This is a genomic window from Variovorax sp. FG153 (assembly GCF_057809595.1).
In genome coordinates, this window is sequence record NZ_JBMDKG010000050.1 from 12761 (window position 1) to 34815 (window position 22055).

Sequence of the window (22055 nt, forward strand, 5' to 3'; positions counted from 1 at the left end):
TGGCGAGCCACGCCGGCTCGCATACGATCACACCGATTTCACCTTGTTGCAGATTCGTCAAAAGGACCGACCGGCCATGCGCTTCTCCGCCCGCCCTGCCGCCCTGCGCGTGCTTCCCACCCTCGCTGCCACCGCGCTCGCGGCACTGCTGACCGCCTGCGGCAGCGGCATCAACCTCGACGAACCGATCGAAGGCCCGGTGTGGCGCCTGTCGCAACTGGGCGAGGAAGCGATCGCGCCGGGCAGCGACGCCCAGCTGCAGTTCGACCGCGCCAACGCGCGCGTCACCGGCTCGGGCGGCTGCAACCGGATTTCGGGCTCGTACACGCGCACCGGCAGCGCCTTGCGCATCGGCCAGATCGCCGCCACCCGCATGGCCTGCGCCGACCCGGTGCGCGGTGCGACCGAGGCGCAGTTCCTCGCGGTGCTGCAGGGCACGACCAGCTACCGGCTGGCGCCCGGACGGCTGACCTTGCTCGACGCGGGCGGACGCACGGTGGCAACCCTGAGTTCGGGACGCTGAAAAGGAAAAGGGCCGGAGAACCGGCCCTTTCTTTGAATACGAAACCCGGCCCGCTCAGGCCGTCAGCCGCTCCAGCGCCTCGCGGTACTTGGCGGCGGTCTTCTCGATCACCTCGGCCGGCAGGCGCGGCGCCGGCGGCGTCTTGTCCCAGGGCTTGCCGTTGATCTTCGTGGCCTCGAGCCAGTCGCGCACGAACTGCTTGTCGTAGCTCGGCGGGTTGGTGCCGGCGGCCAGCGCGGCCTCGTAGCCCTCGACCGGCCAGTAGCGCGAGCTGTCGGGCGTGAGCACCTCGTCCATCAGCACCAGCGTGCCGGCCTCGTCGAGGCCGAACTCGAACTTGGTGTCGGCAATGATCATGCCCTTGGCCAGCGCGATCTGGGCCGCGGTCTCGTAGATCGCGATGCTGGTCTCGCGGATCTGCTGCGCGAGCTTGGGGCCGACGATCTCGACCACGCGCTCGTAGCTGATGTTCTCGTCGTGCTCGCCGGCCGCGGCCTTGGCCGCGGGCGTGAAGATCGGGCGCGGCAGCTTGCTCGCGTTGGTCAGGCCCTCGGGCAGCGGCACGCCGCAGACCGCGCGCGATTCCTGGTATTCCTTCCAGCCGCTGCCGGCCAGATAGCCGCGCACCACGGCCTCGACCGGGATCGGCTTCAGGCGCTTGACCAGCATCGAGCGGCCCGTGACCTGGGCGACTTCCTCGGGCTTGACCACGCTCTCGGGCGCGTCGCCGGTCAGGTGGTTGGGGCAGAGCTGGCCGAGCCGCTCGAACCACCACAGCGCCATCTGCGTGAGGATCTCGCCCTTGCCGGGGATCGGCTCGCCCATGATCACGTCGAAGGCGCTGAGCCGGTCGCTCGCGACCATCAGGATGCGGTCCTCGCCGACCGCGTAGTTGTCGCGCACCTTCCCGCGCGCAAGCAGGGGCAGGCTCTGGATGGAGGAGGTGTGGACGGTGGTCATGGGCAGGGACGGCGAACGGTGAAAAACGGGAGACGGTGAAGCGGATTGTGCGCGCAGAAAAAAGCCACCGCGAGCGGTGGCCGGCGATTCACGGCAAGCGGCTCAGACCACTTCTTGCGCGAGTTCGCCCTTGGCGTACTTGGCGGCGACGATCTGCAGCGATTCGCCCTTGATCTTGGGCGCCTGGCCTTCGCAGCCGAACTCGATGTAGCGCTGCTTGCAGATCTGCTTGGCGGCTTCGCGCGCGGGCTTGAGCCACTCGCGGGCATCGAACTTCTCGGGGTTCTCGGCCATGAACTTGCGCACCGCGCCGGTCATCGCGAGGCGGATGTCGGTGTCGATGTTGATCTTGCGCACGCCGTACTTGATGGCTTCCTGGATTTCCTCGACCGGCACGCCGTAGGTTTCCTTCATGTTGCCGCCGTACTGGCGAATGATCTCGAGCAGGTCCTGCGGCACCGACGACGAACCGTGCATCACCAGGTGGGTGTTGGGCAGGCGGGCGTGGATTTCCTTCACGCGCGAGATCGACAGGATGTCGCCGGTGGGCTTGCGGGTGAACTTGTAGGCGCCGTGGCTGGTGCCGATGGCGATCGCCAGCGCGTCGAGCTGCGTGGCCTTGACGAACTGGGCGGCTTCCTCGGGGTCGGTCAGCAGGGCCGAGTGGTCGAGCACGCCCTCGGCGCCGATGCCGTCTTCCTCGCCGGCCATGCCGGTCTCGAGCGAGCCCAGGCAGCCCAGTTCGCCCTCGACGGTGACGCCGACCTTGTGGGCCAGCTGCACCACCTTGCGGGTCACGTCGACGTTGTAGTCGAACGAAGCCGGCGTCTTGCCGTCTTCCTTGAGCGAGCCGTCCATCATCACGGACGAGAAGCCGAGGTCGATGGCGCCCTGGCAGATGGCCGGGCTCTGGCCGTGGTCCTGGTGCATCACCAGCGGGATCTGCGGATAGGCCTCGATGGCGGCCTGGATCAGGTGCTTGATGAAGGCTTCGCCGGCGTACTTGCGGGCGCCCGCGCTGGCCTGGAGGATCACGGGCGCGCCGACTTCCTTGGCCGCTTCCATGACGGCCTGCACCTGTTCGAGGTTGTTGACGTTGAAGGCCGGAATGCCGTAGCCGTTGGCGGCTGCATGGTCCAGCAGTTCGCGCATCGAGACGAGTGCCATGGGGAAATACCTCGCGGGAAATAGGGTGAGAAGACGGGGAAAAGACGAGAGAAAACTGCCGCGATTCTACCGAGCGCCCTTGTGGGACGGGACTGACGGCAACCCGAGGAACTCGACGACCGGCGGCAGCACCGGCCCGCCGAGCCACTGGATGGGCTTGCCGAAGGCGCCCATCAGCGTGACGTGGCTCAGGTTGTCGAACACCCGCACCTCGACCGGCACGCCCGCGGCGCGCAGCGCGGCGGCCAGCGGCAGGGTGTTGCGCTCGGGGTAGACCAGGTTGTCCTTGGCCGCGGCCATCAGCAGCGTGCGCGGCGCGCCCGGCGTGACGTGCGCGAGCGGCTGCGAGTCGGCCGGCGTGCGGGGCCAGTCGAAGGCGACGCGGGTCTGCGGATCGCCGATGGGCAGGAAGTCGTAGGGCCCGGCCAGCCCGATCCAGCCCGCGAGCTGGCGCGGACTGGCGCCGAGCTCGCCGAGCCAGCGGCCGTCGAGCGCGACCATGGCCGCGTTGTAGCCGCCCGAGCTGTGGCCCATCACGTAGACCTGCTTCGGGTCGGCGCCGAGCTGGGCCGCGTTGTCGAGCGCCCATTTCACCGCCAGCGCGCTGTCGCGCACGAACACCGGGTAGGTGTGGCGCGGCGAGAGGCCGTAGTCGGGCACCACCACCACCGCACCGCGCGCGGCCAGCGCCTCGCCGAGGAAGCGATAGCTCTCGCGGTCGCCGGTGGTCCAGGTGCCGCCGAAGAAGAACACCACCAGCGGCCGCCGGCCGCGCGCGGGCACGGTGTCGGGCAATGGCTGGTAGACGTCGAGCTGCTGGCGCGGCGCGGGCCCGTAGGCGATGTCGCCCTGGAACTGGTAGGTGTCGGTGGGCACCAGGCCGTTGAGCAGCTTGATCGGCGAGCAGGCCGCCAGCGCGGTGGCCGCGGCGACGCCCAGGGCGGTGGTCAGGGCACGGCGGCGCCGGCGGATCGACGCAAGGACGGGAAAGGTCATCGAAGGGGTACGCGCGGGATGGGGCGCCGGTTTCGCGGCGCGACGAAGCGCCGATTGCAGCGCATGGCGCGCGCGCCGCGTGTCAGAGAGGCAGCTGTGTGGTCGACAGCACCTGCTTGAGCACGACGAAGGTCCGGATCTGGCGCACGCCCGGCAGGTAGAGCAGCTGCTCGGCATGCAGCCGGTTGAAGCTGTCGTTGTCGCGCGTGCGCACCAGCATGAAGTAGTCGAACTCGCCCGTGACCACGTGGCACTCGAGGCAGCCCGAGACCTTCTGCGCGGCCTTCTCGAAGTCGGCGAAGGAGTCGGGCGTGGAGCGGTCGAGCACCACGCCGATCATCACCAGCATGCCCATGTCGAGCGCCTGCGCGTCGAGCAGCGCGACCACGCCCCTGATCAGGCCCGAGGCCTTGAGCCGCTCGACACGGCGCAGGCAGGCCGGCGCGCTGAGGCTGACCTTGGCGGCCAGCGCGACGTTGGACATCGAGGCGTCGCGCTGCAGCGCGCGCAGGATCGCGCGGTCGGTGCGGTCGAGCGCGGCGGCGGCCGAAACGGCGGGCGTGGGGGCCTGTTGCGGCTTGGCGGAACGCGCAGGCGAGGAACGCAATTTCGTTGTGCTCATGGAGACTTTGGCGCATCAAATGGCTTCGATTCCCGCATCTTGATTTCTTTTGGTTCGCAAGGCCATCTAATTTTGCAACCCTGTTGCTCCACCTTCTTCCTACCATCGGCTCCATCGCCCTTCCCCTGTGCTTCACCCTGGAGTCTTGCCGATGAACCTGAAGAAATTTCCCCGCCACGTGCTGACCTTCGGTCCGACGCCGATCCATCCGCTCCGGCGCCTGAGCGCCCACCTCGGCGGCAAGGTCGAGCTCTATGCGAAGCGCGAGGACTGCAACAGCGGCCTCGCCTTCGGCGGCAACAAGACGCGCAAGCTCGAGTACCTGATCCCCGAGGCGCTCGAGGGCGGCTACGACACGCTGGTGTCGATCGGCGGCATCCAGTCGAACCAGACCCGGCAGGTGGCCGCGGTGGCCGCGCACCTGGGCCTGAAGTGCGTGCTGGTGCAGGAGAACTGGGTCAACTACTCCGACGCGGTGTACGACCGCGTGGGCAACATCGAGATGTCGCGCATCCTCGGCGCCGATGTGCGGCTCGACGCGGCCGGCTTCGACATCGGCATCCGCAAGAGCTGGGAGGACGCGATGGACAGCGTGCGCCAGGCCGGCGGCAAGCCGTTCCCGATTCCCGCGGGCTGCTCCGAGCATCCGCTGGGCGGGCTGGGCTTCGTGGGCTTCGCCGAGGAAGTGCGCCAGCAGGAGGCCGAGCTCGGCTTCAAGTTCGACTACATCGTGGTCTGCTCGGTCACGGGCAGCACGCAGGCGGGCATGGTGGCGGGCTTCGCGGCCGACGGTCGGGCCGACCGCGTGATCGGCATCGACGCCTCGGCCAAGCCGCAGCAGACCTTCGAGCAGATCCTGCGCATCGCGCGCAACACGGCCGAGCTGATCGAGCTGGGCCGCGAGATCACCGAGCGCGACGTGGTGCTCGACCGCCGCTTCGGCGGCCCCGAGTACGGCCTGCCGAACGAAGGCACGCTGGAGGCGATCCGCCTGAGCGCGCGCTTCGAGGGCATGCTGACCGACCCCGTGTACGAGGGCAAGTCGATGCACGGGATGATCGAGAAGGTGCGCCTGGGCGAATTCCCGGCCGGCTCACGCGTGCTCTATGCGCACCTGGGCGGCGTGCCCGCCCTCAATGCCTACAGCTTCCTGTTCCGCAACGGCTGATCAGCTCGCGCGGCAGATCTTCAGCATGTTGGTGCCGCCCGGCGCGCCCATCGGCTCGCCGCAGGTGATCGCGTAGACGTCGCCGCTCTGCACGATGCCGCGCTTCTTCAGATGCGCCTCGGCCTGCTCGAGCGCGGTGTCGCGGTCGCTCTCCGAATCCATCAGCAGCGGGCGCACGTTGCGGTAGAGCGCCATCTTGCGCTGCGTGGTCAGGCGCGAGGTCAGCGCGTACATCGGGATGTGGGCGCGGTGGCGGCTCATCCACAGCGGGGTCGAGCCCGACTCGGTCAGCGCGACGATGGCCTTGGCGCCCAGGTGATGCGCGGTGAACAGCGCGCCCATGGCGATCGACTGGTCGATGCGCGCATAGGACTGGCCGCTGAAGTCGGCGTCGAGCTGCTTGTCTTCGGCGGCCTCGGCGGCTTCGCAGATGCGGCTCATCTCCTGCACGGTCTCGAGCGGGTAGCGGCCCGAGGCGGTCTCGGCCGAGAGCATCACGGCGTCGGTGCCGTCGAGCACCGCGTTCGCCACGTCGCTGACCTCGGCGCGCGTGGGCACGGGGTTGGTGATCATCGACTCCATCATCTGGGTCGCGGTGATCGCCACCTTGTCCATGTCGCGCGCCATGCGGATCATCTTCTTCTGCAGCGCCGGCACCGCGGCATTGCCGACCTCGACCGCGAGGTCGCCGCGCGCGACCATGATGCCGTCGCTGGCGCGAAGGATCTCCTCGAGCCGCGGGATCGCCTCGGCGCGCTCGATCTTCGCGATCAGCCCGGGCTTGTGGCCGTACTCGGCCGCGGCCACGTTGCACAGCTGGCGCGCCATTTCCATGTCGGTCGCGTTCTTCGGGAAGCTCACGGCCACGTAGTCGGCCTGGAAGCTCATCGCGGTCTTGATGTCCTCCATGTCCTTGGCCGTGAGCGCCGGCGCCGTGAGGCCGCCGCCCTGCTTGTTGATGCCCTTGTTGTTCGAGAGCTCGCCGCCGAGCTTGACGGTGGTGTGCACCGCCTCGCCGCGCACGGCGTCGACCACCAGCACGATCAGGCCGTCGTTGAGCAGCAGCCGGTCGCCGGCGCGCACGTCGCGCGGCAGGTCCTTGTAGTCGAGGCCCACGGCATCGATGTCGCCGGGCTCGGTGCGCGAGGCGTCGAGCACGAACTTCGCGCCCGGCTCGAGCCAGATCTTGCCCTGCGCGAACTTGCCCACGCGGATCTTCGGGCCCTGCAGGTCGGCCATGATCGCGACCTCGCGGCCGGCCTTGCGCGCCGCCTCGCGGACCATGGTGGCGCGGTCGATGTGGTCCTGCGCCGTCCCGTGGCTGAAGTTGAGCCGCACCACGCTGACCTTGTGGATGATCATCTGCTCGAGCAGCTCGGGCGTGCTCGACGCGGGGCCGAGCGTGGCGACGATCTTGGTGGCGTGGCGGGGAAGGCGGTCGGTGCTCATGGATCTATCTCCGTTTTTGTATCCGCTACTGTATACACTTTATGTGTCGCGTGGAAGACACCGCGCGAATCGATGGCATCCGCGCGAGCCTTCCGCGCTCTCAGCCCGCGGCGCGCCTGGCCAGGATCTCGAAGGCCGGCAGGGTCTTGCCCTCCAGCACCTCGAGGAAGGCGCCGCCGCCGGTCGAGATGTAGCCCACGTCCTTCTCGATGCCGTACTTGGCGATCGCCGCGAGGGTGTCGCCGCCGCCGGCGATCGAGAACGCGCTGCTCTCGGCGATCGCCTGGGCGATGGCCTTGGTGCCGCCCGCGAAGGCGTCGAACTCGAACACGCCCACCGGGCCGTTCCAGACGATGGTGCCGGCCTCACGCAGCTGCGCGGCCAGTTGCGCGGCCGTCTTCGGGCCGATGTCGAGGATCAGGTCGTCGTCGGCCACCTCGCCGGCCGCCTTGACGGTGGCGGGCGCGTCGGCCGCGAAGGTCTTGGCCGTGACCACGTCGACCGGGATCGGCACGTCGGCGCCGCGCGCGCGCATCGATTCGATCACCGACTTCGCCTGGTCGACCAGGTCGGGCTCGGCCAGCGACTTGCCGATCTTCAGGCCGGCCGCGAGCAGGAAGGTGTTGGCGATGCCGCCGCCGACGATCAGTTGGTCGACGTTGGCCGACAGGCTCTGCAGGATGGTGAGCTTGGTGCTGACCTTGGAGCCCGCGACGATCGCCACCAGCGGGCGCTTGGGCTGGGCCAGCGCCTTGGTGATGGCGTCGATCTCGGCCGCCAGCAGCGGGCCGGCGCTCGCCACCTTGGCGAACTGCGCGATGCCGTAGGTGGTGGCCTCGGCGCGGTGCGCGGTGCCGAAGGCGTCGTTGACGTAGATGTCGGTCAGCGCGGCGAGCTTGCGCGCGAGCGCCTCGTCGTTCTTCTTCTCGCCCTTGTTGAGGCGGCAGTTCTCGAGCAGCACGACCTGGCCCGGCTTCACGTCGACGCCGTCGACCCAGTTCGCGACCAGCGGCACCTCGCGGCCCAGCAGCTCGCCCAGGCGCTTCGCGACCGGCGCCAGCGAATCCTCGGGCTTGAACTCGCCCTCGGTCGGGCGGCCCAGGTGCGAGGTGACCATCACCGCGGCACCGGCGTCGAGCGCCAGCTGGATGCAGGGCACCGAGGCGCGGATGCGGGTGTCCTCGGTGATGTTGCCGGCATCGTCCTGCGGCACGTTGAGGTCGGCACGGATGAAGACGCGCTGGCCGGCGGCTTTGCCCTGGGCGCAGAGGTCGGTGAATCGAAGAACGTTCATGGTCTGGATGGGATGGATACGGGTCGCCCCGCATTGTAGGTAGGGCCTCACTGCGCGACTGCGCGTCTCGTGACGCCGGCCGATGCTTTTCAGCCCTCGCCCCGCTCGCTGGCGAAGCGCTCCAGAATCTGCACGAAGCTGGCCGCCGCGGGCGACAGCGAACGCCGCGCCGCGCCGTAGACGCAGACCTCGCGGTGGAAGTCGGGCGCCTCCAGCCGCACCATGCGCAGCCCGTGCGCCTGCACCAGCGGCGCCGAGTAGGTCGGGCACACGGTCAGCCCGAGCCCCGAGGCCACCATGCCGAGCGCGGTCGTCATGTACGACACCTCCTGGGTGCCGGGGCGCTGCATCCAGGCGCGCTCGGCGCTCGCGAGCTCGGGCAGCACGCGCTGGCGGAAGTCGCGCGTGGGCGCGATGAAGGTGTAGGGCGCGAGCTCGGCCCAGCGCACCTTGCGCCGCCCCTCGAAGGCATGGCCGGGCGGACAGATCAGCCAGTGGCGGTCGCGCAGCAGCGTGCGGCGCTCGATCAGCGCCGGGTCGACCTCGAGGTCCTGCCCCACGGCCAGCTCGACCTCGCCCGCGAGGATGCCGTCGAGCAGGTGCTCGGGCAGGGTGTCGGCCAGTCGCACCTCCACGTCGGGGTATTGCGCGCGATACACGGCGATCACGCGCGGCATCAGCGTGCAGGCCATGAGCTGCGGCGCGGCCAGCCGCAGCAGGCCCTTCTTCTTGTCGCGCAGCTCGGTCACGCCGGCCACCGCGCCCGCGAGGTCGCCGAGCAGCCGGTGCACCGAGGGCAGGAACTCGCGCCCGGCCTCCGACAGCAGCACGCGCCGCGTGTGGCGGTCGAGCAGTTGCACGCCCATCTCGCGCTCGAGCTCGCGCACCAGCACGCTGAGCGCCGACTGGGTCAGGTGCAGCTGCTGGGCCGCGGCGGTGAAGCTGCCGGTCTCGGCGACGGCGGCGAAGGCGCGCAACTGGCGCAAGGTCAGATTCATATGGCTATTTCATCAATCGATGAATTAATTTCGATTGCATCATAGGTCCGGCCATCGCCCAATACCGGCTCGGACGACCCCGATGGCCGTCCCGGAGACAAGCCCGATGCCGACCCCATCCGCCGCGCCCCCGATCCGGGGCCTGCACCATTTCGCCTGGCGCTGCCGCGACAGCGAGGAAACCCGCCGCTTCTACGAGGACCTGCTCGGCCTGCCGCTGGTGCACGTGATCAAGAGCGACCACGTACCGAGCACCGGCGAGTACTGCCCCTACGTCCACATCTTCTTCCGGATGCGCGACGGCTCCTTCATCGCCTTCTTCGACCTCGGCGACGACATCGCCGCGCTGCCCTCGCCCAACACGCCCTCGTGGGTCAACCACATCGCGCTGCGCGTGGACGGCGTGCCCGACCTGCTGGCCGCCAAGGCCCGGCTCGAGGCCGCGGGCGTCGAGGTGCTGGGCATCACCGACCACCACATCATCGAGTCGATCTACTTCTTCGACCCCAACGGCATCCGCGTGGAGCTGACCACGCCCACCGTGCCGCAGGCCGAGATGGACGCGCACGCGCTGCGCGCCCATGCCGACCTCGACGCCTGGACCGCGCGCAAGGCGCAGCTGCTGGCCGCGAAAGGCACGGCCGATGCCTGAGCTGCAACTCGCCGTCATCGACGTCAAATCGGGCGCGGCGCTCGAGAGCCAGTCGGGCCTGCAGATGCTGCGCCCGCGCATCTACGGCGCGTACCGCGCGCCGGCGGGGCCGAAGCGCATCGCGGCGATCGTGATGCATCCCACCAGCAACTTCATGGGCCACTACCTGATCGCGCCGCTGGCCGAGCGCGGCATCTGCTGCATGGGGCTCAACTCGCGCTACGCCGGCAACGACACGGTGCTGCTGATGGAGCGCGCGATCCAGGACCTGGGCGCCGGCGTGCAGTACCTGCGCGCGGCCGGCTACGAGAAGGTGTTCCTGGTCGGCAACTCGGGCGGCGCCGCGCTCGCGGCCTTCTACCAGGCGCAGGCAGAGCGGCTCACGGCCACGCACTTCCCCGACGGCGACCCCACCCACCTGCACCCCGGCGACCTGCCGCCGGTCGACGGCATCGCGCTGTGCGCCGCGCACCTGGGCCGCACGCGGCTGATGCGCGACTGGATCGATCCCTCGGTCACCGACGAGCACGACCCGCTGTCGGTGGACCCCGAACTCGACATGTACGACGCGCGCCACCGCGTGCCCTACGACGCCGACTTCCTCGCGCGCTTCTCCGCGGCGCAGCAGGCGCGGCTCGCGCGCATCGAGCAGTGGTGCCTCGACCGGCTCGCGCTGCTGCGCGGCACCGTGGGCGCGCCGCGCGACCAGACCTTCATCGTCTACCGCACCCACGCCGATCCGCGCTGCGTCGACCTCTCGCTCGATCCCAACGACCGCCTGCCCGGCAGCGTCTGGGGCGATGCGCGCCAGGTCAACTACTCGGCCAACGCGATGGGCCGCACCACCTCGCTCACGGCCTTCCTGTCGCAGTGGTCCTCGCGCTCGCAGGCCGACGGCCCCACCAACCTCGCGCGCACCACGGTGCCCAAGCTGCTGCTGACCTACACCGGCGACCAGTCGACCTTCCCGAGCACGCGCGATGCCTGGCTGGCCGCGGGCGGCGCGCGCATCCGCAACGTCGACATCGTCGGCGGCAACCACTACCTCGCGGGCCAGCCGGAACTGGTGCCGAAGGCCGCCGACGCGATCGCCGAGTTCGCGCATTCGCTCTAGTCACGCAGGCAAGCCATGGAAGAAAACTTCGCTTTCGCGCCAGCCTACGAACTGCCGAGCTGGCCCTTCGTGCCGCCGCCCGAGCTGGCCAGCGGCCAGGTGGTGCGCCACCCGCTCGTGATCGTCGGCGCCGGCCCCTCGGGCCTCACGCTGGCCTGCGACCTCGCCCAGCGCGGCGTGCGCGCCGTGCTGCTCGACGAGGACGACACCGTCGGCGTGCGCGGCGCCTCCTCGCGCGGCATCTGCTATGCGCAGAAGAGCCTGGAAATCTTCGAGCGCCTGGGCATCTTCGAGCGCATCGCGGCCAAGGGCATCACCTGGTCCTTCGGGCGCACCTTCTCGGGCGAGCAGGAGGTCTACAACTTCAACCTGCAGACGGCCAGCGTCTCGCGGCAGCCGCCCTTCATCAACCTGCAGCAGTTCTACATCGAGTGGTTCCTGGTCGAGCGCATCCTCGAGCTCGGCCTCACCGACCTGCGCTGGAAGAGCCGCGTCACACGCGTCGAACCGATCGCCGACGGCGTGCGCCTCGAGGTCGAAACGCCCGCGGGCCGCTACACGATCGAGGCCGACCGGCTGATCGACGCCACCGGCGCCAACAGCGCGATCCGCACCGGCCTCGGCATCGAGGCCCATGCCTCGCGCAGCACCGACCGCTGGTGCATCAGCGACGTGCGCTTTCGCAAGCCGCTGCCGACCGAGCGCTGGACCTGGGTCGACGCACCCTTCAACGAGGGGCGCGGCGTCTGGCAGCACCTGATGGCCGACGGCGTCTGGCGCATCGACTACCAGATGCCCGAGGACTGCGACACCGCCTACATCAGCCGGCCCGAGGTGGCCGGCGCGCGGCTGCGCGAGCAGTTGGGGCCGGGCGTGGAGTTCGAATTCGTCTGGATCGGCCCCTACGGCTACCGCGACCACCTGCTCGAGCACTTCCGCCATGGCCGCGTGTTCTTCATCGGCGATGCCGCGCACGTGGTGAGCCCCTTCGGCGCGCGCGGCGGCAACAGCGGCATCCAGGACGCGGCCAACCTCGGCTGGAAGCTCGCGCTGGTGGCGCGGGGCCAGGCCGGCGACGCGCTGCTCGACAGCTACGACGCCGAGCGCCAGCCGGCCGCGCGCGAGAACCTGCAGGTCACGAGCCGCTCGGCGCGCTTCCTCGCGCCGCGCTCGCCGGCCGAGCACACGCTGCGCCGCGCGGTCGTCGCGCTGGCCGCGCGCTTTCCGTTCGCGCGCGCCCTGGTGAACACCGGGCGCATGTCGGTCGCCAACGACTACCCGGCCGCGCCGCAGCTGCCCGCGGGCGGCCGCACGGTGCAGAACCTGCCGCTGCGCCGGGCCGACGGCCGCGACATCACGCTGATGCAGCTGCTGGCCGAGGACACGCGCTGCATCGGCCTGTGGTTCGCGCCCACGGCGGATGCGGCAGGGGCCGCGCTCGATGCGACGGCGACGCTGCCGCTGCGCCTGCTCGCGGTCGGCGGCACCGGCCACGGCCTGCCCGCGCTGCAGCCCGACGACCGGCTCGCGGCCCACGTCGGCGCGGGCGAGCCCGGCAGCTTCGTGCTGGTGCGCCCCGATGCCTACCGCGCCCGCGTGCTCGCGCAGGCCACGCCGGAGGCCATCGCCGACGCCGTCCGCACCGCCCTGGCCCTCCCCCTCGATCCCGCGCCATGAACACCGAACTCCGCATCCCCGATCCCGACGGCTTCTATGCCGCGCTGCTGGCCGCGCACGAAGGACGCAGCGAGGCGCAGAGCGCCGACCTCAACGCCCGCCTCGTGCTGCTGCTGGCCAACCAGTGCGCCGACCAGGCGGTGCTGCTGGCCTGCATCCGCGCGGCCGCCGAAGAAGAACATTCCACGAGCCCCCACCCCGCATGACCGCCAACGTCTCCTTCGCCTCCGCCTCCGACACCCGCGAGCAGAAGCCGCAGCTGCGCGAGCTCGCGCCCGGCGCCTTCGGCTACATCAGCGACTTCGATCCCAACTGCGGCTTCGTGGTCGGCGAGGAGCAGGTGGTGCTGATCGACACCCGCCCCACGCCGCGCATGGCGCGCGACTTCCTCGCGGCCATCCGCACGGTGACCGACAAGCCGATCCGGACCATCGTGCTGACCCACTACCACGCGGTGCGCGTGATGGGCGCGAGCGCCTTCGACGAGGTCGAGCAGATCGTCGCGAGCGCGGGCACGCTCGACTGGATCCGCACGCGCGGCCAGGCCGACTTCGATTCGGAAGTGGGCCGCTTCCCGCGCCTGTTCGCGGGCCTCGAGGAGATCCCGGGCCTGACCTGGCCCACCCTGAGCTTCCAGAACGAGATGAGCCTGTGGCTGGGCCCGCGCCCGGGCACCGGCCGCGAGCTGCGGCTGATGGCGCTGGGCCGCGGCCATTCGAGCGGCGACACCGTCGCCTGGCTGCCCGATTGCGGCCTGCTGTTCTCGGGCGACGTGGTCGAGAACCACTGCGGCGTGTACGCGGGCGACGCCTACATCGGCGACTGGGCCGGCACGCTCGACGCGGTGCGCGCGCTGCGCCCGCGCGTGCTGGTGCCGGGCCGCGGCGCGGTGCTGCAGGACGAGGCCGCCTGCGCCGAGGCGATCGACCTGACCCAGGCCTTCCTCTCGACCCTGCTCGACAGCGTGCGCGCCGGCATCGCCGCGGGCGAGGCGCTCAAGGGCTGCTTCGCGCGCGCCGAGGCCGCGATGAAGCCGCGCTTCGGCCAGTGGCCGGTGTTCCAGCACGTGCTGCCCTTCGACGTCTCGCGCGCCTACGACGAGTTGCGCGGCATCGAGCACCCGGTGGTGTGGACCGCCGAGCGCGACCGCGAACTCTGGCAGACGCTGCACGCGTAGGCCGCCACGATTTCCCCTGAAGAAAAAACCACCCCGGAGACAAACCGATGAAGCGCTTCCTGCCCCTGATCGCCCCCGTGCTCGCCGCCTTCGCGCTGGCCGGCGCCAGCCTCGCGTCGGCCCAGAGCGGCCCCTATCCGAACCAGCCGATCAAGTGGCTGGTGCCCTATGCCGCGGGCGGCGGCACCGACAACATCGCGCGCCAGCTCGCCGACGCGATGCAGCCCTCGCTGGGCCAGCCGGTGGTGATCGACAACCGCCCCGGCGCCTCGACCAACATCGCGGTCGGCCTGCTGATGCAGTCGAAGCCCGACGGCTACACGATCATGCAGGCCGAGAACGCGGCGCTGCTGTTCAACGAGCACATGTTCGCCAAGCTGCCCTACAAGCCCGCGAGCGACTTCACCTACATCGGCGCCATCGGCCGCATTCCGCTGGCGCTGGTGGTGCGGCCCGACTTCCAGGCCAGGACCCTCAAGGACTTCGTCGCCTACGTGAAGGCCAACGGCGACAAGACCAACTACGCCTCGCCGGGCATCGGCACGCCGCACCACATGGCGATGGAGCTGTTCAAGCAGAAGGCCGGCCTGTCGATCACGCACGTGGCCTACAAGGGCGGCGCGCCGGCGCTGCAGGACATCATGGGCGGCCAGGTGCCGATGATGATGCTCGACCTCACGGCCGCGCTGCCCTATCTCAAGACCGGCAAGCTGCGCGCGCTGGCGATCGCGCTGCCGCAGCGCGCCAAGGGCCTGCCCGAGGTGCCGACCTTCGCCGAGCTCGGCTATCCGGAAGTCAACGCCTTCGCCTTCCACGGCCTGATCGGCCCGGCCGGCATGCCGCCCGAGGTGGTGAACCGGCTCAACGCCGAGCTGCACAAGGCGCTGCAGACGCCGCGCATCCAGCAGGTGTTCAGCGAGTTCGGCTTCGAGGCGCTGCCGGGCACGCCGAAGGAGTTCCAGGAGATGGCGCGTTCGCAGAGCGCGTACTGGGGCCAGGTCATCAAGACTTCGGGCGTGCAGCTCGACTGAACACGCTCTTCATCCGACTGCTTTTTTCTCTCATTCATGTCCAACGAACCATCCCCAGCTTCGACCGTGCGCGATCGCGTCGGCTTCATCGGCCTCGGCGTCATGGGCGCGCCCATGGCCGGCCACCTGGCGCGCGCCGGCCACGCGGTCTCGGTCTACGACCTCGCGCCCGGCGCGGCGCAGCGGCTCGCCGAGTCGCAGCCCGGCATCACGGCACGCGCCAGCCTGCGCGAGGTGGCGGTGCACAGCGACGTCATCGTGACCATGCTGCCCAACGGCCGCGTGGTGCGCGAGGTGGTGTTCGCCGACGACGGCCTGCTCGCGGGCTGGGCGCGCGGCGGCCTGCTGCTCGACACCTCCTCGGCCGAACCGTGGATCACGCGCGAGACCGCCGCGCGGCTGGCCGAACACGGCATCGCGATGGTCGACGCACCGGTCTCGGGCGCGGCCTGGGGCGCGCAGGCGGCCGAGCTGGTGTTCATGGTCGGCGGCGCACAAGCCGACGTGGCGCGCGCGCGCCCGCTGCTCGACGCGATGGGCCGCGCGGTGTTCCACCTGGGCGCGCTCGGCGCCGGCCACACCATGAAGTGCCTCAACAACCTGATCACCGCCGTGACGCTCACGGCCACGGCCGAAGGGCTGGCGATCGGCACCCGCGCCGGGCTCGATCCGGCCGTGATGACCGACGTGCTCAACGAGGCCACCGGCGGCTCGTGGATCACGCGCACGCACATCCACCAGCGCGTGATCAGCCGCAGCTTCGACGATCCGTTCAAGCTCGAGCTGATGCTCAAGGACATGGGTATCGCGGTCGACCTGGCGCGCGAACTCGGCATGCCGGCGCCGATCAGCGAGGAGGGCCGCCGGCTGTGGCAGCAGGCCGATGCCGCGCGCGGACCCGGCGTGAGCGTGAGCGAGCTGGTGCGCTGGGTCGAGACCGAGGCCGGCACCGAGATCCGCTCGGCTACCAGCCCCAGATGAGGTGCAGCGGCAGGTACACCGCCATGCCGGCCAGCATGGTGCCGAGCACGCCGCGGCGCCAGTAGTAATAGGCCGCGCCGACCACGGTGGCGTAGATGCGCGCGTCGTGCAGCGAGGTGATCAGGTGGCCCTGCGTCATCACGATCTCGGGCGCGATCACGCCGGCCAGCGCGGCGGCCGGCGCGTAGTGCAGCGCGCGGTGCGCCCACTCGGGCAGGCCCCAGGGCCGGTCGAGGATGAAGAAGAAGCAGCGCGTGAGCACGGTGACGCCGGCCAGGCCGACGATCACGGCGAGCGTCCAGAGGTCGGTCTCGCCCTTCACTTGTCGTCCTCCGCGGCGGGGTCGAGGCCGAACTGCTTCTCGAGCCAGAAGCACAGCAGCACTGCCACGCCGATGGCGGCCACGATGTTGAGCTTGAGCGGCAGCGCATAGGCCGCCACCGCCGTGGCGCCCGCGATCAGCGCCGCGAGGATGCGCAGCCGCGTCGTGGCCATCGAGCAGACGATCGCCACCAGGCTCAGCACGCCCGCGAAGCCCAGGCCCCAGCTCTGCGGGATCAGGTTGGCCAGCGCGATGCCCAGCAGGCTCATGCCCATCCAGGCGCACCAGGTCACGGCGTAGTTGCCCGTGAGGTAGGCCTCCTGCGCGAGCCGTTCCTCGTCGGTGACCGGTGGCGCCGGGTACTGCTTCGTGAACAGCGCATAGCTCATGTCGGCCGTGAGGTAGCCGTGCAGCATGCGGCGCCAGCGCGGCATGTGCATCAGGTAGGGCCGCAGGTGCAGGCTGAAGACCACGAAGCGCAGGTTGACGCAGAAGCCGGTCGCCAGGATCACCCAGGCCGGCGCGCCCGCGAACAGCAGCGGAATGGCCGCGAGCTGCGAGCTGCCCGCGTAGACCAGCAGGGTCATCGCCACGGCCTCGAGCACGCTCATGTTCGACTTGACCATGGCCACGCCGGTCATCAGGCCCCAGGCGCCGATGCCCAGCGCCACGGGTGTCATGTCGCGCACGCCCACGCGGAACTGCGGGCGGCGCCGGATGGCGGCCGACAGGAACATCAGGCGCTCACCCGAACACCTGGCCGGTCTTCAGGTCGAAGCCACGCAGGAAGTCGGCGACGCCCAGGCGCTTGCCGCCCGGACGCTGGAGCTCGGTGACGGTCACGACCGCATCGGCGGCCGCCACCGCGATGCCGTCGCCGGTCACCGCGAGGATGGTGCCGGGCGCGTCCGAGACCGTGCCGGCCACGGCATGCGCGGCCCAGAGCTTGATGGTCTCGTTCTCGAGCGGGCTGTTGGCGCCCGGGAAGGGATCGAAGGCGCGGATGCGGCGCTCGATCTCGGCGGCGGGCCGCCGCCAGTCGATCAGCGCTTCCTGCTTCTCGACCTTGTTGGCGTAGGTCACGCCCTCGGCCGGCTGCGGCGTGCGCACCAGCCGGCCTTCGGCGGCGCCGGCCAGCGCCTCGACGATCATGCGGCCGCCGAGCGCGGCCAGCCGGTCGTGCAGGCGGGCGGTGTTGTCCTCGCCGATCTCGAGCGCCTCGACCGACAGCATGTCGCCGGTGTCGAGGCCGGCATCCATCTGCATGATCGTGATGCCGGTGCGCGCGTCGCCGGCCTCGATGGCGCGGTGGATCGGCGCGGCGCCGCGCCAGCGCGGCAGCAGGCTGGCGTGGATGTTGAGGCAGCCCAGGCGCGGCAGGTCGAGCACCCACTGCGGCAGGATCAGGCCGTAGGCCGCGACCACCATCACGTCGGCGCGCGCCGCCAGCAGGGCCTCGCGCGCGGCGGCGGCCTCGTCGGGGTACTTGCCGTCCAGCCGCAGGCTGCGCGGCTGCGCCACGGGCCAGCCCCTGGCCAGCGCGCATTGCTTGACCGGCGAGGCCTGCAGCTTCATGCCGCGGCCGGCCGGGCGGTCGGGCTGGGTCAGCACCAGCGCCACGTCATGGCCGGCGGCCGCGATGGCCTCCAGCGCGACGCGCGCGAACTCGGGCGTGCCCGCGAAAACGACGCGCAGCGGGCTCACCAGCGCAGCCGATCGAAGTCGAGGTCGTCGCCCGTGTGATAGCGCCGCACCACGCCGGCGGGGTCGATGTAGATATGGAGCAGGCGGCGCTCGTTCACCGCCTTGTAGCGCCAGGTCCAGACATTGCCGTCGAAGGAGGTCACGCGGCGGATCTCGTAGGGGCGGCCGTAGAAGGCCATGACGTCGTTCTGGCGCCACTTGTCGACCTGGATGTCATGGTCGAAGCGGCGCTCGTCGAGCACCTGGGTCACCGAGACCACCTTGCCGCTGGCGTCGACGTCGATGTCGGTGACCTCGAAGCCGGCCGGCGTGCGCGAGTATTGCAGCCGCTCGCCGCCGCCGTTCAGCGGATAGCGGCCCGTGGGCTCGCCCAGGCGCTGCAGGGTTTCGGCGGCCGAGGTGCCGGGGACGATGCGGGTGGGTTCGCTGGCGCAGCCGGCGAGCGCCAGCAGGACGGCGGCGCAGAGGAGGGGCAGGCGGCTCGAGGCACCGAAGCGCATCGCTCAGGCCCTGCCTTCGCGCAGGTCCTCGCGCTGTTGCTTGAGCAGCTTGCTCTTGATGCGGTTGCGCTTGAGCGGCGACAGGTATTCGACGAAGACCTTGCCCAGCAGGTGGTCGAGCTCGTGCTGGATGCACACGGCCAGCAGGCCCTCGGCCTCGAGGCTGCGCAGCTCGCCGTCGAGGTCGAGCGCCTGCACCTTGACCGAGGTCGAGCGCTCGACGCCGTCGTAGATGCCGGGCACCGAGAGGCAACCTTCCTCGTTGACGACCTTCTCGTCGCTGGCCCAGGTGATCTCGGGATTGATCAGCACCAGCGGCTGGTCGCGCTCTTCCGACACGTCGATGACCACGACCCGCTCATGCACGTTGACCTGGGTCGCGGCCAGTCCGATGCCGTTGGCGTCGTACATGGTCTCGAGCATGTCGGCCACCAGGGCCTTGATGCGCGCGTCCACGCCCTGCACGGGCTTGGCGACCGTGTGCAGGCGCTTGTCCGGGTAACTCAGAATGATTCGTTTGGCCATGAAATCGGGGGGAAGTTGTGGCTATTTTCGCCAATTCGGCGGCCCCAGGCCGCGCGTTTGCCGGATAAACGTTGCCCTTCCGGGGGCTTGGCGCCAGAATTCGTAGCAAATTGTGAGATTCGTATGCGCCGCGATACGTCGCGCGCTCACCCATCCAGACATGAAAAAGCTCCCAATCCCGGCTCGCCGCCCGAACCTCTCCGCCTCCCTGGCAGCCCTCGCGGTCGTTGCGGCGGGTGGCGTCGGCACCACGGCCTGGGCGCAGAATTATCCGATCACCGCGCAGCAGCGCGCCACGGCCCAGCAGACCGCGCAGGCCGGCGTGCCGCTCAGCGAGCTGGCGCCCAACGCGCCCGACGAATACACGGTCAAGCCCGGCGACACGCTCTGGGCCATCTCGCGCCTGTACCTGCTGCGCCCCTGGCGCTGGCCCGAGCTCTGGGGCATGAATCTCAACGAGATCGCGAACCCGCACCGCATCTACCCGGGCCAGGTGCTCTACCTCGACAAGAGCGGCGGCCGCGCCCGCCTCACCACCCGCCGCGGCGTCGGCGGCGAGGGCGGCACCATCAAGCTCACGCCGCGCACGCGCTTCGACTCGCTGGCCGGCATGGCGCTGCCCACGCTCAACCCGAGCCTGATCGAGCCCTTCCTCAGCGAGCCGATCGTGGTCGACGAGAACACGCTGCAGGCCGCGCCGCGCATCGTGGCCGGCAACGACAGCCGCGTGCTGCTGTCGCGCGGCGACCGCGCCTATGCGCGCGGCGAGAAGGATTCGCCGCTGCTCGAGGTGCCGGGCCCGATCCAGCATTTCCGCGTGTTCCGCAGCGCCACGCCGCTCAAGGACCCCGGCACCGGCGAGATCCTCGGCTACGAGGCCCAGTACCTGGGCAAGGTCCAGCTGCAGCGCGGCGAGTCGACCACGGTCGAGACCAAGGACGACAAGGACTACATCACGGTCGTGCCCGCCACCGTCGACGTGATCGCGGCGCGCGAGGAGATCCGCGCCGGCGACCGCCTGCTGCCCGAGCCGCCGCGCCAGCTGCTGAGCTACGCGCCGCGCGCGCCGTCCACGCAGGTCGAGGGCCGCATCGTCTCGGTCTACGGCAACGCGGTGCAGTTCGCGGCGCAGAACCAGGTGGTGGCCATCAACAAGGGCACGCGCGACGGCATCGACAGCGGCCATGTGCTGGCGATCCTCAAGAACGGCGAGACCATCCTCGACCGCACGGGCGACAGGAAGGAAACCATCAAGCTGCCGAACGAACGCATCGGCCTGCTGATGGTGTTCCGTCCCTTCGAGAAGGTCTCGTACGCGCTGGTGCTCGAAATCAACGACACCCCGCGCGCCGGCGACTTCATCGTCAACCCCTGACCCACCCGGTTCCCGCGTGGACCGCGCAGAACTCGCGGGCTGGCTGCGGCTGTCGCTGACGCCGGGCATCGGCGACGGCGCCGCGCGCCGCCTGCTGGCCGCCTTCGGCCTGCCGGCCGATGTCTTCGCCCAGAGCGAGACCGCGCTGCGGCAGGTCGTGAGCGAGGCCCAGGCCGCGGCGCTGCGACAGATGCCGCCCAACCTGCAGGCGCTGATCGACCAGACCCAGCTATGGCTGCGCCAGCGAGAGGACGGCGAGGACGCGGTGGTACGCCGCATCGTCACGCTCGGCGATGCCGGCTATCCGCGCTCGCTGCTCGAGACCGCCGACCCGCCGCTGATGCTGCACGTTCTGGGCGCCGAAGCCTTCGACCTGACCCAGCTCGGCCACAGCCTCGCCGTGGTCGGCAGCCGCAACCCGACGCCGCAGGGCGCCTCGAACGCGCGCGCCTTCGGCCGCGCGCTCGGCGAAGCCGGCCTGCCCGTGATCTCGGGCCTGGCGCTCGGCGTGGACGGCGCCGCGCACCAGGGCGCGCTCGACGCGGCCGATGCCGCGGGCACCGGGCCGCGGCTCGCCACGGTGGCGGTGGTCGGCACCGGGCTCGACCGCGTCTATCCGGCACGGCACCGCGAGCTCGCGCAGCGCATCACGCAGCAGGGCCTGATCGTGAGCGAGTTCCTGCTCGGCACGCCGCCGCTCACGCAGAACTTTCCGAAGCGCAACCGGCTGATCGCGGGACTCGCGCGCGGCACGCTGGTGGTCGAGGCGGCGCTGGCCTCGGGCTCGCTGATCACGGCGCGGCTCACGTCCGAGCAGGGCAAGGAGGTGTTCGCGATCCCCGGCTCGATCCACTCGCCGCAGTCGCGCGGCTGCCACGCGCTGATCCGCCAGGGCGCGAAGCTGGTCGAGTCGGTGGCCGACATCCTCGAGGAATTGCAGCCGCTCGCGCAGCAGCCATCGCCGGACGCCTTCAGGCCGTGGAGCGGCGGCACGGACCACGGGGATCCGTTGCTCGAGGCACTGGGCTTCGATCCGGTGAGCCTCGATGCACTGGGCGCGCGCACCGGCTGGAGTGCCGCGGCGCTGCAGGCCCGCATGCTCGAGCTCGAACTCGACGGCCGCGTGGCGCGCCTGCCGGGCGGATTGTTCCAGCGCATGGGCGCGGCCTGAGCGCACGAACGCGCACCACCCGCCACCGTCGCGCACGGCCTCGCGGGCGGCCATCGGTATTTACGCCGATCCTTGCATTTGCACCACGCGTCGCGTCGTGTCCATGATCGTGGGCTATATTGGGCCCATGTTCGAAGTGCTCGTGTTCGTCTACGAAAACTACTGGCGCAGCGATGCCTGCCCTGAACCCGAACAATTGAGCCGCAAGCTCAGCGCCCACGGCTTCGAGGCCGAGGAGATACGCGATGCCTTGCAATGGCTCGATGGCCTGAGCCTCGCCACGCAAGGCGTGCAGCTCAAGCGCAACGACGAGGAGGGCCGCAGCGTCACGGTCGCGTTGCGCAGCAGCGCCGAGGCCACGCGGCCGCAGTCGCCCGATTCGATGCGCGTGTATTCGCAGGCCGAGCAGGACCACCTGGGCGCCGAGTGCCTGGGCTTCATCCAGTTCCTCGAAGGCTCGAACGTGCTGCCCTGCGACATGCGCGAGATCGTGGTCGAGCGCGCGATGGCCGCGCCGGGCGCGCCGGTGGCGCTCGACGAGCTCAAGATCATCGTGCTGATGGTGCACTGGAGCACCGGCATCGAGCCCGATGCGCTGGTGCTCGACGAGCTCTGCGAGAGCCACGAAGGCCGGCTCGCGCACTGAGCC

The 22055-nt window shown here is 70.4% G+C and carries 24 protein-coding genes; 12 read left to right on the forward strand and 12 right to left on the reverse strand.

Features of this window, described 5'->3' with window-relative positions:
- The first annotated feature begins 76 nt into the window (after window positions 1-76).
- Entirely contained in the window at window positions 77-523 is a 447-nt protein-coding gene (locus ACODT0_RS34790; protein ID WP_057594385.1) for an META domain-containing protein, read from the forward strand.
- Window positions 524-577: 54 nt separating this feature from the next.
- Here ACODT0_RS34790 and ACODT0_RS34795 read toward each other — a convergent pair whose 3' ends face one another.
- From ACODT0_RS34795 to ACODT0_RS34810, 4 genes are all read right to left on the reverse strand, one after another.
- Window positions 578-1483: a phosphoribosylaminoimidazolesuccinocarboxamide synthase gene (locus ACODT0_RS34795; RefSeq protein ID WP_057594384.1), complete on the reverse strand. Its 906-nt coding sequence runs from the start codon at window positions 1481-1483 to the stop codon at window positions 578-580.
- A gap of 102 nt (window positions 1484-1585) precedes the next feature.
- Window positions 1586-2650, reverse strand: a complete 1065-nt coding sequence (gene fba, locus ACODT0_RS34800; protein WP_057594383.1) for a class II fructose-bisphosphate aldolase — start codon at window positions 2648-2650, stop codon at window positions 1586-1588.
- 66 nt (window positions 2651-2716) lie between these two features.
- Window positions 2717-3646, reverse strand: a complete 930-nt coding sequence (locus tag ACODT0_RS34805) for an alpha/beta hydrolase (RefSeq protein WP_082322028.1) — start codon at window positions 3644-3646, stop codon at window positions 2717-2719.
- A gap of 82 nt (window positions 3647-3728) precedes the next feature.
- On the reverse strand, window positions 3729-4268 hold the full coding sequence (locus ACODT0_RS34810) for an Lrp/AsnC family transcriptional regulator (RefSeq protein ID WP_057594382.1): 540 nt from the start codon (window positions 4266-4268) through the stop codon (window positions 3729-3731).
- Window positions 4269-4419: 151 nt separating this feature from the next.
- Here ACODT0_RS34810 and ACODT0_RS34815 point away from each other — a divergent pair, with 151 nt between their 5' ends.
- Complete coding sequence (locus tag ACODT0_RS34815) at window positions 4420-5436, forward strand: 1-aminocyclopropane-1-carboxylate deaminase (RefSeq protein ID WP_057594381.1); 1017 nt, start codon at window positions 4420-4422, stop codon at window positions 5434-5436.
- Here the strand turns inward: ACODT0_RS34815 and pyk are convergent, their stop codons facing one another.
- The 3 genes from pyk to ACODT0_RS34830 all read right to left on the reverse strand — a co-directional run bounded on the left by pyk (window position 5437) and on the right by ACODT0_RS34830 (window position 9177).
- Window positions 5437-6885 (reverse strand): pyruvate kinase, encoded by a 1449-nt coding sequence (gene pyk / locus ACODT0_RS34820; protein ID WP_489043332.1) that lies wholly within the window; start codon window positions 6883-6885, stop codon window positions 5437-5439.
- A gap of 100 nt (window positions 6886-6985) precedes the next feature.
- On the reverse strand, window positions 6986-8179 hold the full coding sequence (locus ACODT0_RS34825) for a phosphoglycerate kinase (RefSeq protein ID WP_057594379.1): 1194 nt from the start codon (window positions 8177-8179) through the stop codon (window positions 6986-6988).
- Window positions 8180-8268: 89 nt separating this feature from the next.
- Entirely contained in the window at window positions 8269-9177 is a 909-nt protein-coding gene (locus tag ACODT0_RS34830; protein WP_057594378.1) for a LysR family transcriptional regulator, read from the reverse strand.
- A 106-nt stretch (window positions 9178-9283) separates the two neighbouring features.
- On the opposite strand from ACODT0_RS34830, the gene ACODT0_RS34835 reads away from it, so the two are divergent.
- From ACODT0_RS34835 to ACODT0_RS34865, 7 genes are all read left to right on the forward strand, one after another.
- Complete coding sequence (locus tag ACODT0_RS34835) at window positions 9284-9829, forward strand: VOC family protein (RefSeq protein WP_057594377.1); 546 nt, start codon at window positions 9284-9286, stop codon at window positions 9827-9829.
- Complete coding sequence (locus tag ACODT0_RS34840) at window positions 9822-10943, forward strand: alpha/beta hydrolase family protein (protein ID WP_489043333.1); 1122 nt, start codon at window positions 9822-9824, stop codon at window positions 10941-10943. The genes ACODT0_RS34835 and ACODT0_RS34840 overlap by 8 nt, the downstream gene beginning before the upstream one ends.
- Window positions 10944-10958: 15 nt before the next feature.
- Complete coding sequence (locus ACODT0_RS34845; protein ID WP_489043334.1) at window positions 10959-12620, forward strand: FAD-dependent monooxygenase; 1662 nt, start codon at window positions 10959-10961, stop codon at window positions 12618-12620.
- Window positions 12617-12826, forward strand: coding sequence for a DUF2783 domain-containing protein (locus tag ACODT0_RS34850; protein WP_093351286.1), 210 nt, complete (start codon window positions 12617-12619; stop codon window positions 12824-12826). The genes ACODT0_RS34845 and ACODT0_RS34850 overlap by 4 nt, the downstream gene beginning before the upstream one ends.
- Complete coding sequence (locus ACODT0_RS34855) at window positions 12823-13797, forward strand: MBL fold metallo-hydrolase (protein ID WP_489043335.1); 975 nt, start codon at window positions 12823-12825, stop codon at window positions 13795-13797. The genes ACODT0_RS34850 and ACODT0_RS34855 overlap by 4 nt, the downstream gene beginning before the upstream one ends.
- Window positions 13798-13844: 47 nt before the next feature.
- Window positions 13845-14828: a Bug family tripartite tricarboxylate transporter substrate binding protein gene (locus tag ACODT0_RS34860; RefSeq protein ID WP_057594372.1), complete on the forward strand. Its 984-nt coding sequence runs from the start codon at window positions 13845-13847 to the stop codon at window positions 14826-14828.
- Between the two features lie 66 nt (window positions 14829-14894).
- Window positions 14895-15809, forward strand: a complete 915-nt coding sequence (locus ACODT0_RS34865; protein WP_489043336.1) for an NAD(P)-dependent oxidoreductase — start codon at window positions 14895-14897, stop codon at window positions 15807-15809.
- On the opposite strand, the gene ACODT0_RS34870 is transcribed toward ACODT0_RS34865, so the two are convergent.
- Genes ACODT0_RS34870 through def form a run of 5 tightly spaced genes read right to left on the reverse strand, consistent with a single transcriptional unit; the run spans window position 15793 to window position 18860 of the window.
- Window positions 15793-16131: an AzlD domain-containing protein gene (locus ACODT0_RS34870; RefSeq protein WP_057594370.1), complete on the reverse strand. Its 339-nt coding sequence runs from the start codon at window positions 16129-16131 to the stop codon at window positions 15793-15795. The genes ACODT0_RS34865 and ACODT0_RS34870 overlap by 17 nt on opposite strands.
- Entirely contained in the window at window positions 16128-16868 is a 741-nt protein-coding gene (locus tag ACODT0_RS34875) for an AzlC family ABC transporter permease (protein ID WP_057594369.1), read from the reverse strand. Before ACODT0_RS34875 ends, ACODT0_RS34870 begins: the two co-directional genes overlap by 4 nt.
- Before the next feature lie 7 nt (window positions 16869-16875).
- Window positions 16876-17835, reverse strand: a complete 960-nt coding sequence (fmt, locus tag ACODT0_RS34880) for a methionyl-tRNA formyltransferase (RefSeq protein ID WP_489043337.1) — start codon at window positions 17833-17835, stop codon at window positions 16876-16878.
- Complete coding sequence (locus ACODT0_RS34885; protein WP_057594368.1) at window positions 17832-18335, reverse strand: hypothetical protein; 504 nt, start codon at window positions 18333-18335, stop codon at window positions 17832-17834. Before ACODT0_RS34885 ends, fmt begins: the two co-directional genes overlap by 4 nt.
- Window positions 18336-18338: 3 nt before the next feature.
- Entirely contained in the window at window positions 18339-18860 is a 522-nt protein-coding gene (gene def / locus ACODT0_RS34890; protein ID WP_057594367.1) for a peptide deformylase, read from the reverse strand.
- Window positions 18861-19020: 160 nt separating this feature from the next.
- Here def and ACODT0_RS34895 point away from each other — a divergent pair, with 160 nt between their 5' ends.
- The 3 genes from ACODT0_RS34895 (at window position 19021) to ACODT0_RS34905 (ending at window position 22052) form a co-directional block, all read left to right on the forward strand.
- Window positions 19021-20235 carry a LysM peptidoglycan-binding domain-containing protein gene (locus ACODT0_RS34895; RefSeq protein ID WP_057594366.1) on the forward strand — a complete coding sequence of 405 codons (1215 nt, stop codon included), beginning with the start codon at window positions 19021-19023 and terminating at the stop codon, window positions 20233-20235.
- Between the two features lie 16 nt (window positions 20236-20251).
- Window positions 20252-21406 carry a DNA-processing protein DprA gene (gene dprA / locus ACODT0_RS34900; protein ID WP_489043338.1) on the forward strand — a complete coding sequence of 385 codons (1155 nt, stop codon included), beginning with the start codon at window positions 20252-20254 and terminating at the stop codon, window positions 21404-21406.
- 127 nt (window positions 21407-21533) lie between these two features.
- The gene (locus ACODT0_RS34905; RefSeq protein WP_057594364.1) at window positions 21534-22052 is read left to right on the forward strand and encodes a Smg family protein; all 519 of its coding nucleotides are present in this window, start codon (window positions 21534-21536) and stop codon (window positions 22050-22052) included.
- Window positions 22053-22055 lie beyond the last annotated feature (3 nt).

Bases quoted from the DNA above. Each gene is read 5' to 3' on its own strand.
- ACODT0_RS34790 (WP_057594385.1), top strand. From the start codon at position 77: ATGCGCTTCTCCGCCCGCCCTGCCGCCCTGCGCGTGCTTCCCACCCTC.
- ACODT0_RS34795 (WP_057594384.1), bottom strand. From the start codon at position 1,483: ATGACCACCGTCCACACCTCCTCCATCCAGAGCCTGCCCCTGCTTGCG.
- fba (WP_057594383.1), bottom strand. From the start codon at position 2,650: ATGGCACTCGTCTCGATGCGCGAACTGCTGGACCATGCAGCCGCCAAC.
- ACODT0_RS34805 (WP_082322028.1), bottom strand. From the start codon at position 3,646: ATGACCTTTCCCGTCCTTGCGTCGATCCGCCGGCGCCGCCGTGCCCTG.
- ACODT0_RS34810 (WP_057594382.1), bottom strand. From the start codon at position 4,268: ATGAGCACAACGAAATTGCGTTCCTCGCCTGCGCGTTCCGCCAAGCCG.
- ACODT0_RS34815 (WP_057594381.1), top strand. From the start codon at position 4,420: ATGAACCTGAAGAAATTTCCCCGCCACGTGCTGACCTTCGGTCCGACG.
- pyk (WP_489043332.1), bottom strand. From the start codon at position 6,885: ATGAGCACCGACCGCCTTCCCCGCCACGCCACCAAGATCGTCGCCACG.
- ACODT0_RS34825 (WP_057594379.1), bottom strand. From the start codon at position 8,179: ATGAACGTTCTTCGATTCACCGACCTCTGCGCCCAGGGCAAAGCCGCC.
- ACODT0_RS34830 (WP_057594378.1), bottom strand. From the start codon at position 9,177: ATGAATCTGACCTTGCGCCAGTTGCGCGCCTTCGCCGCCGTCGCCGAG.
- ACODT0_RS34835 (WP_057594377.1), top strand. From the start codon at position 9,284: ATGCCGACCCCATCCGCCGCGCCCCCGATCCGGGGCCTGCACCATTTC.
- ACODT0_RS34840 (WP_489043333.1), top strand. From the start codon at position 9,822: ATGCCTGAGCTGCAACTCGCCGTCATCGACGTCAAATCGGGCGCGGCG.
- ACODT0_RS34845 (WP_489043334.1), top strand. From the start codon at position 10,959: ATGGAAGAAAACTTCGCTTTCGCGCCAGCCTACGAACTGCCGAGCTGG.
- ACODT0_RS34850 (WP_093351286.1), top strand. From the start codon at position 12,617: ATGAACACCGAACTCCGCATCCCCGATCCCGACGGCTTCTATGCCGCG.
- ACODT0_RS34855 (WP_489043335.1), top strand. From the start codon at position 12,823: ATGACCGCCAACGTCTCCTTCGCCTCCGCCTCCGACACCCGCGAGCAG.
- ACODT0_RS34860 (WP_057594372.1), top strand. From the start codon at position 13,845: ATGAAGCGCTTCCTGCCCCTGATCGCCCCCGTGCTCGCCGCCTTCGCG.
- ACODT0_RS34875 (WP_057594369.1), bottom strand. From the start codon at position 16,868: ATGTTCCTGTCGGCCGCCATCCGGCGCCGCCCGCAGTTCCGCGTGGGC.
- ACODT0_RS34885 (WP_057594368.1), bottom strand. From the start codon at position 18,335: ATGCGCTTCGGTGCCTCGAGCCGCCTGCCCCTCCTCTGCGCCGCCGTC.
- def (WP_057594367.1), bottom strand. From the start codon at position 18,860: ATGGCCAAACGAATCATTCTGAGTTACCCGGACAAGCGCCTGCACACG.
- ACODT0_RS34895 (WP_057594366.1), top strand. From the start codon at position 19,021: ATGAAAAAGCTCCCAATCCCGGCTCGCCGCCCGAACCTCTCCGCCTCC.
- ACODT0_RS34905 (WP_057594364.1), top strand. From the start codon at position 21,534: ATGTTCGAAGTGCTCGTGTTCGTCTACGAAAACTACTGGCGCAGCGAT.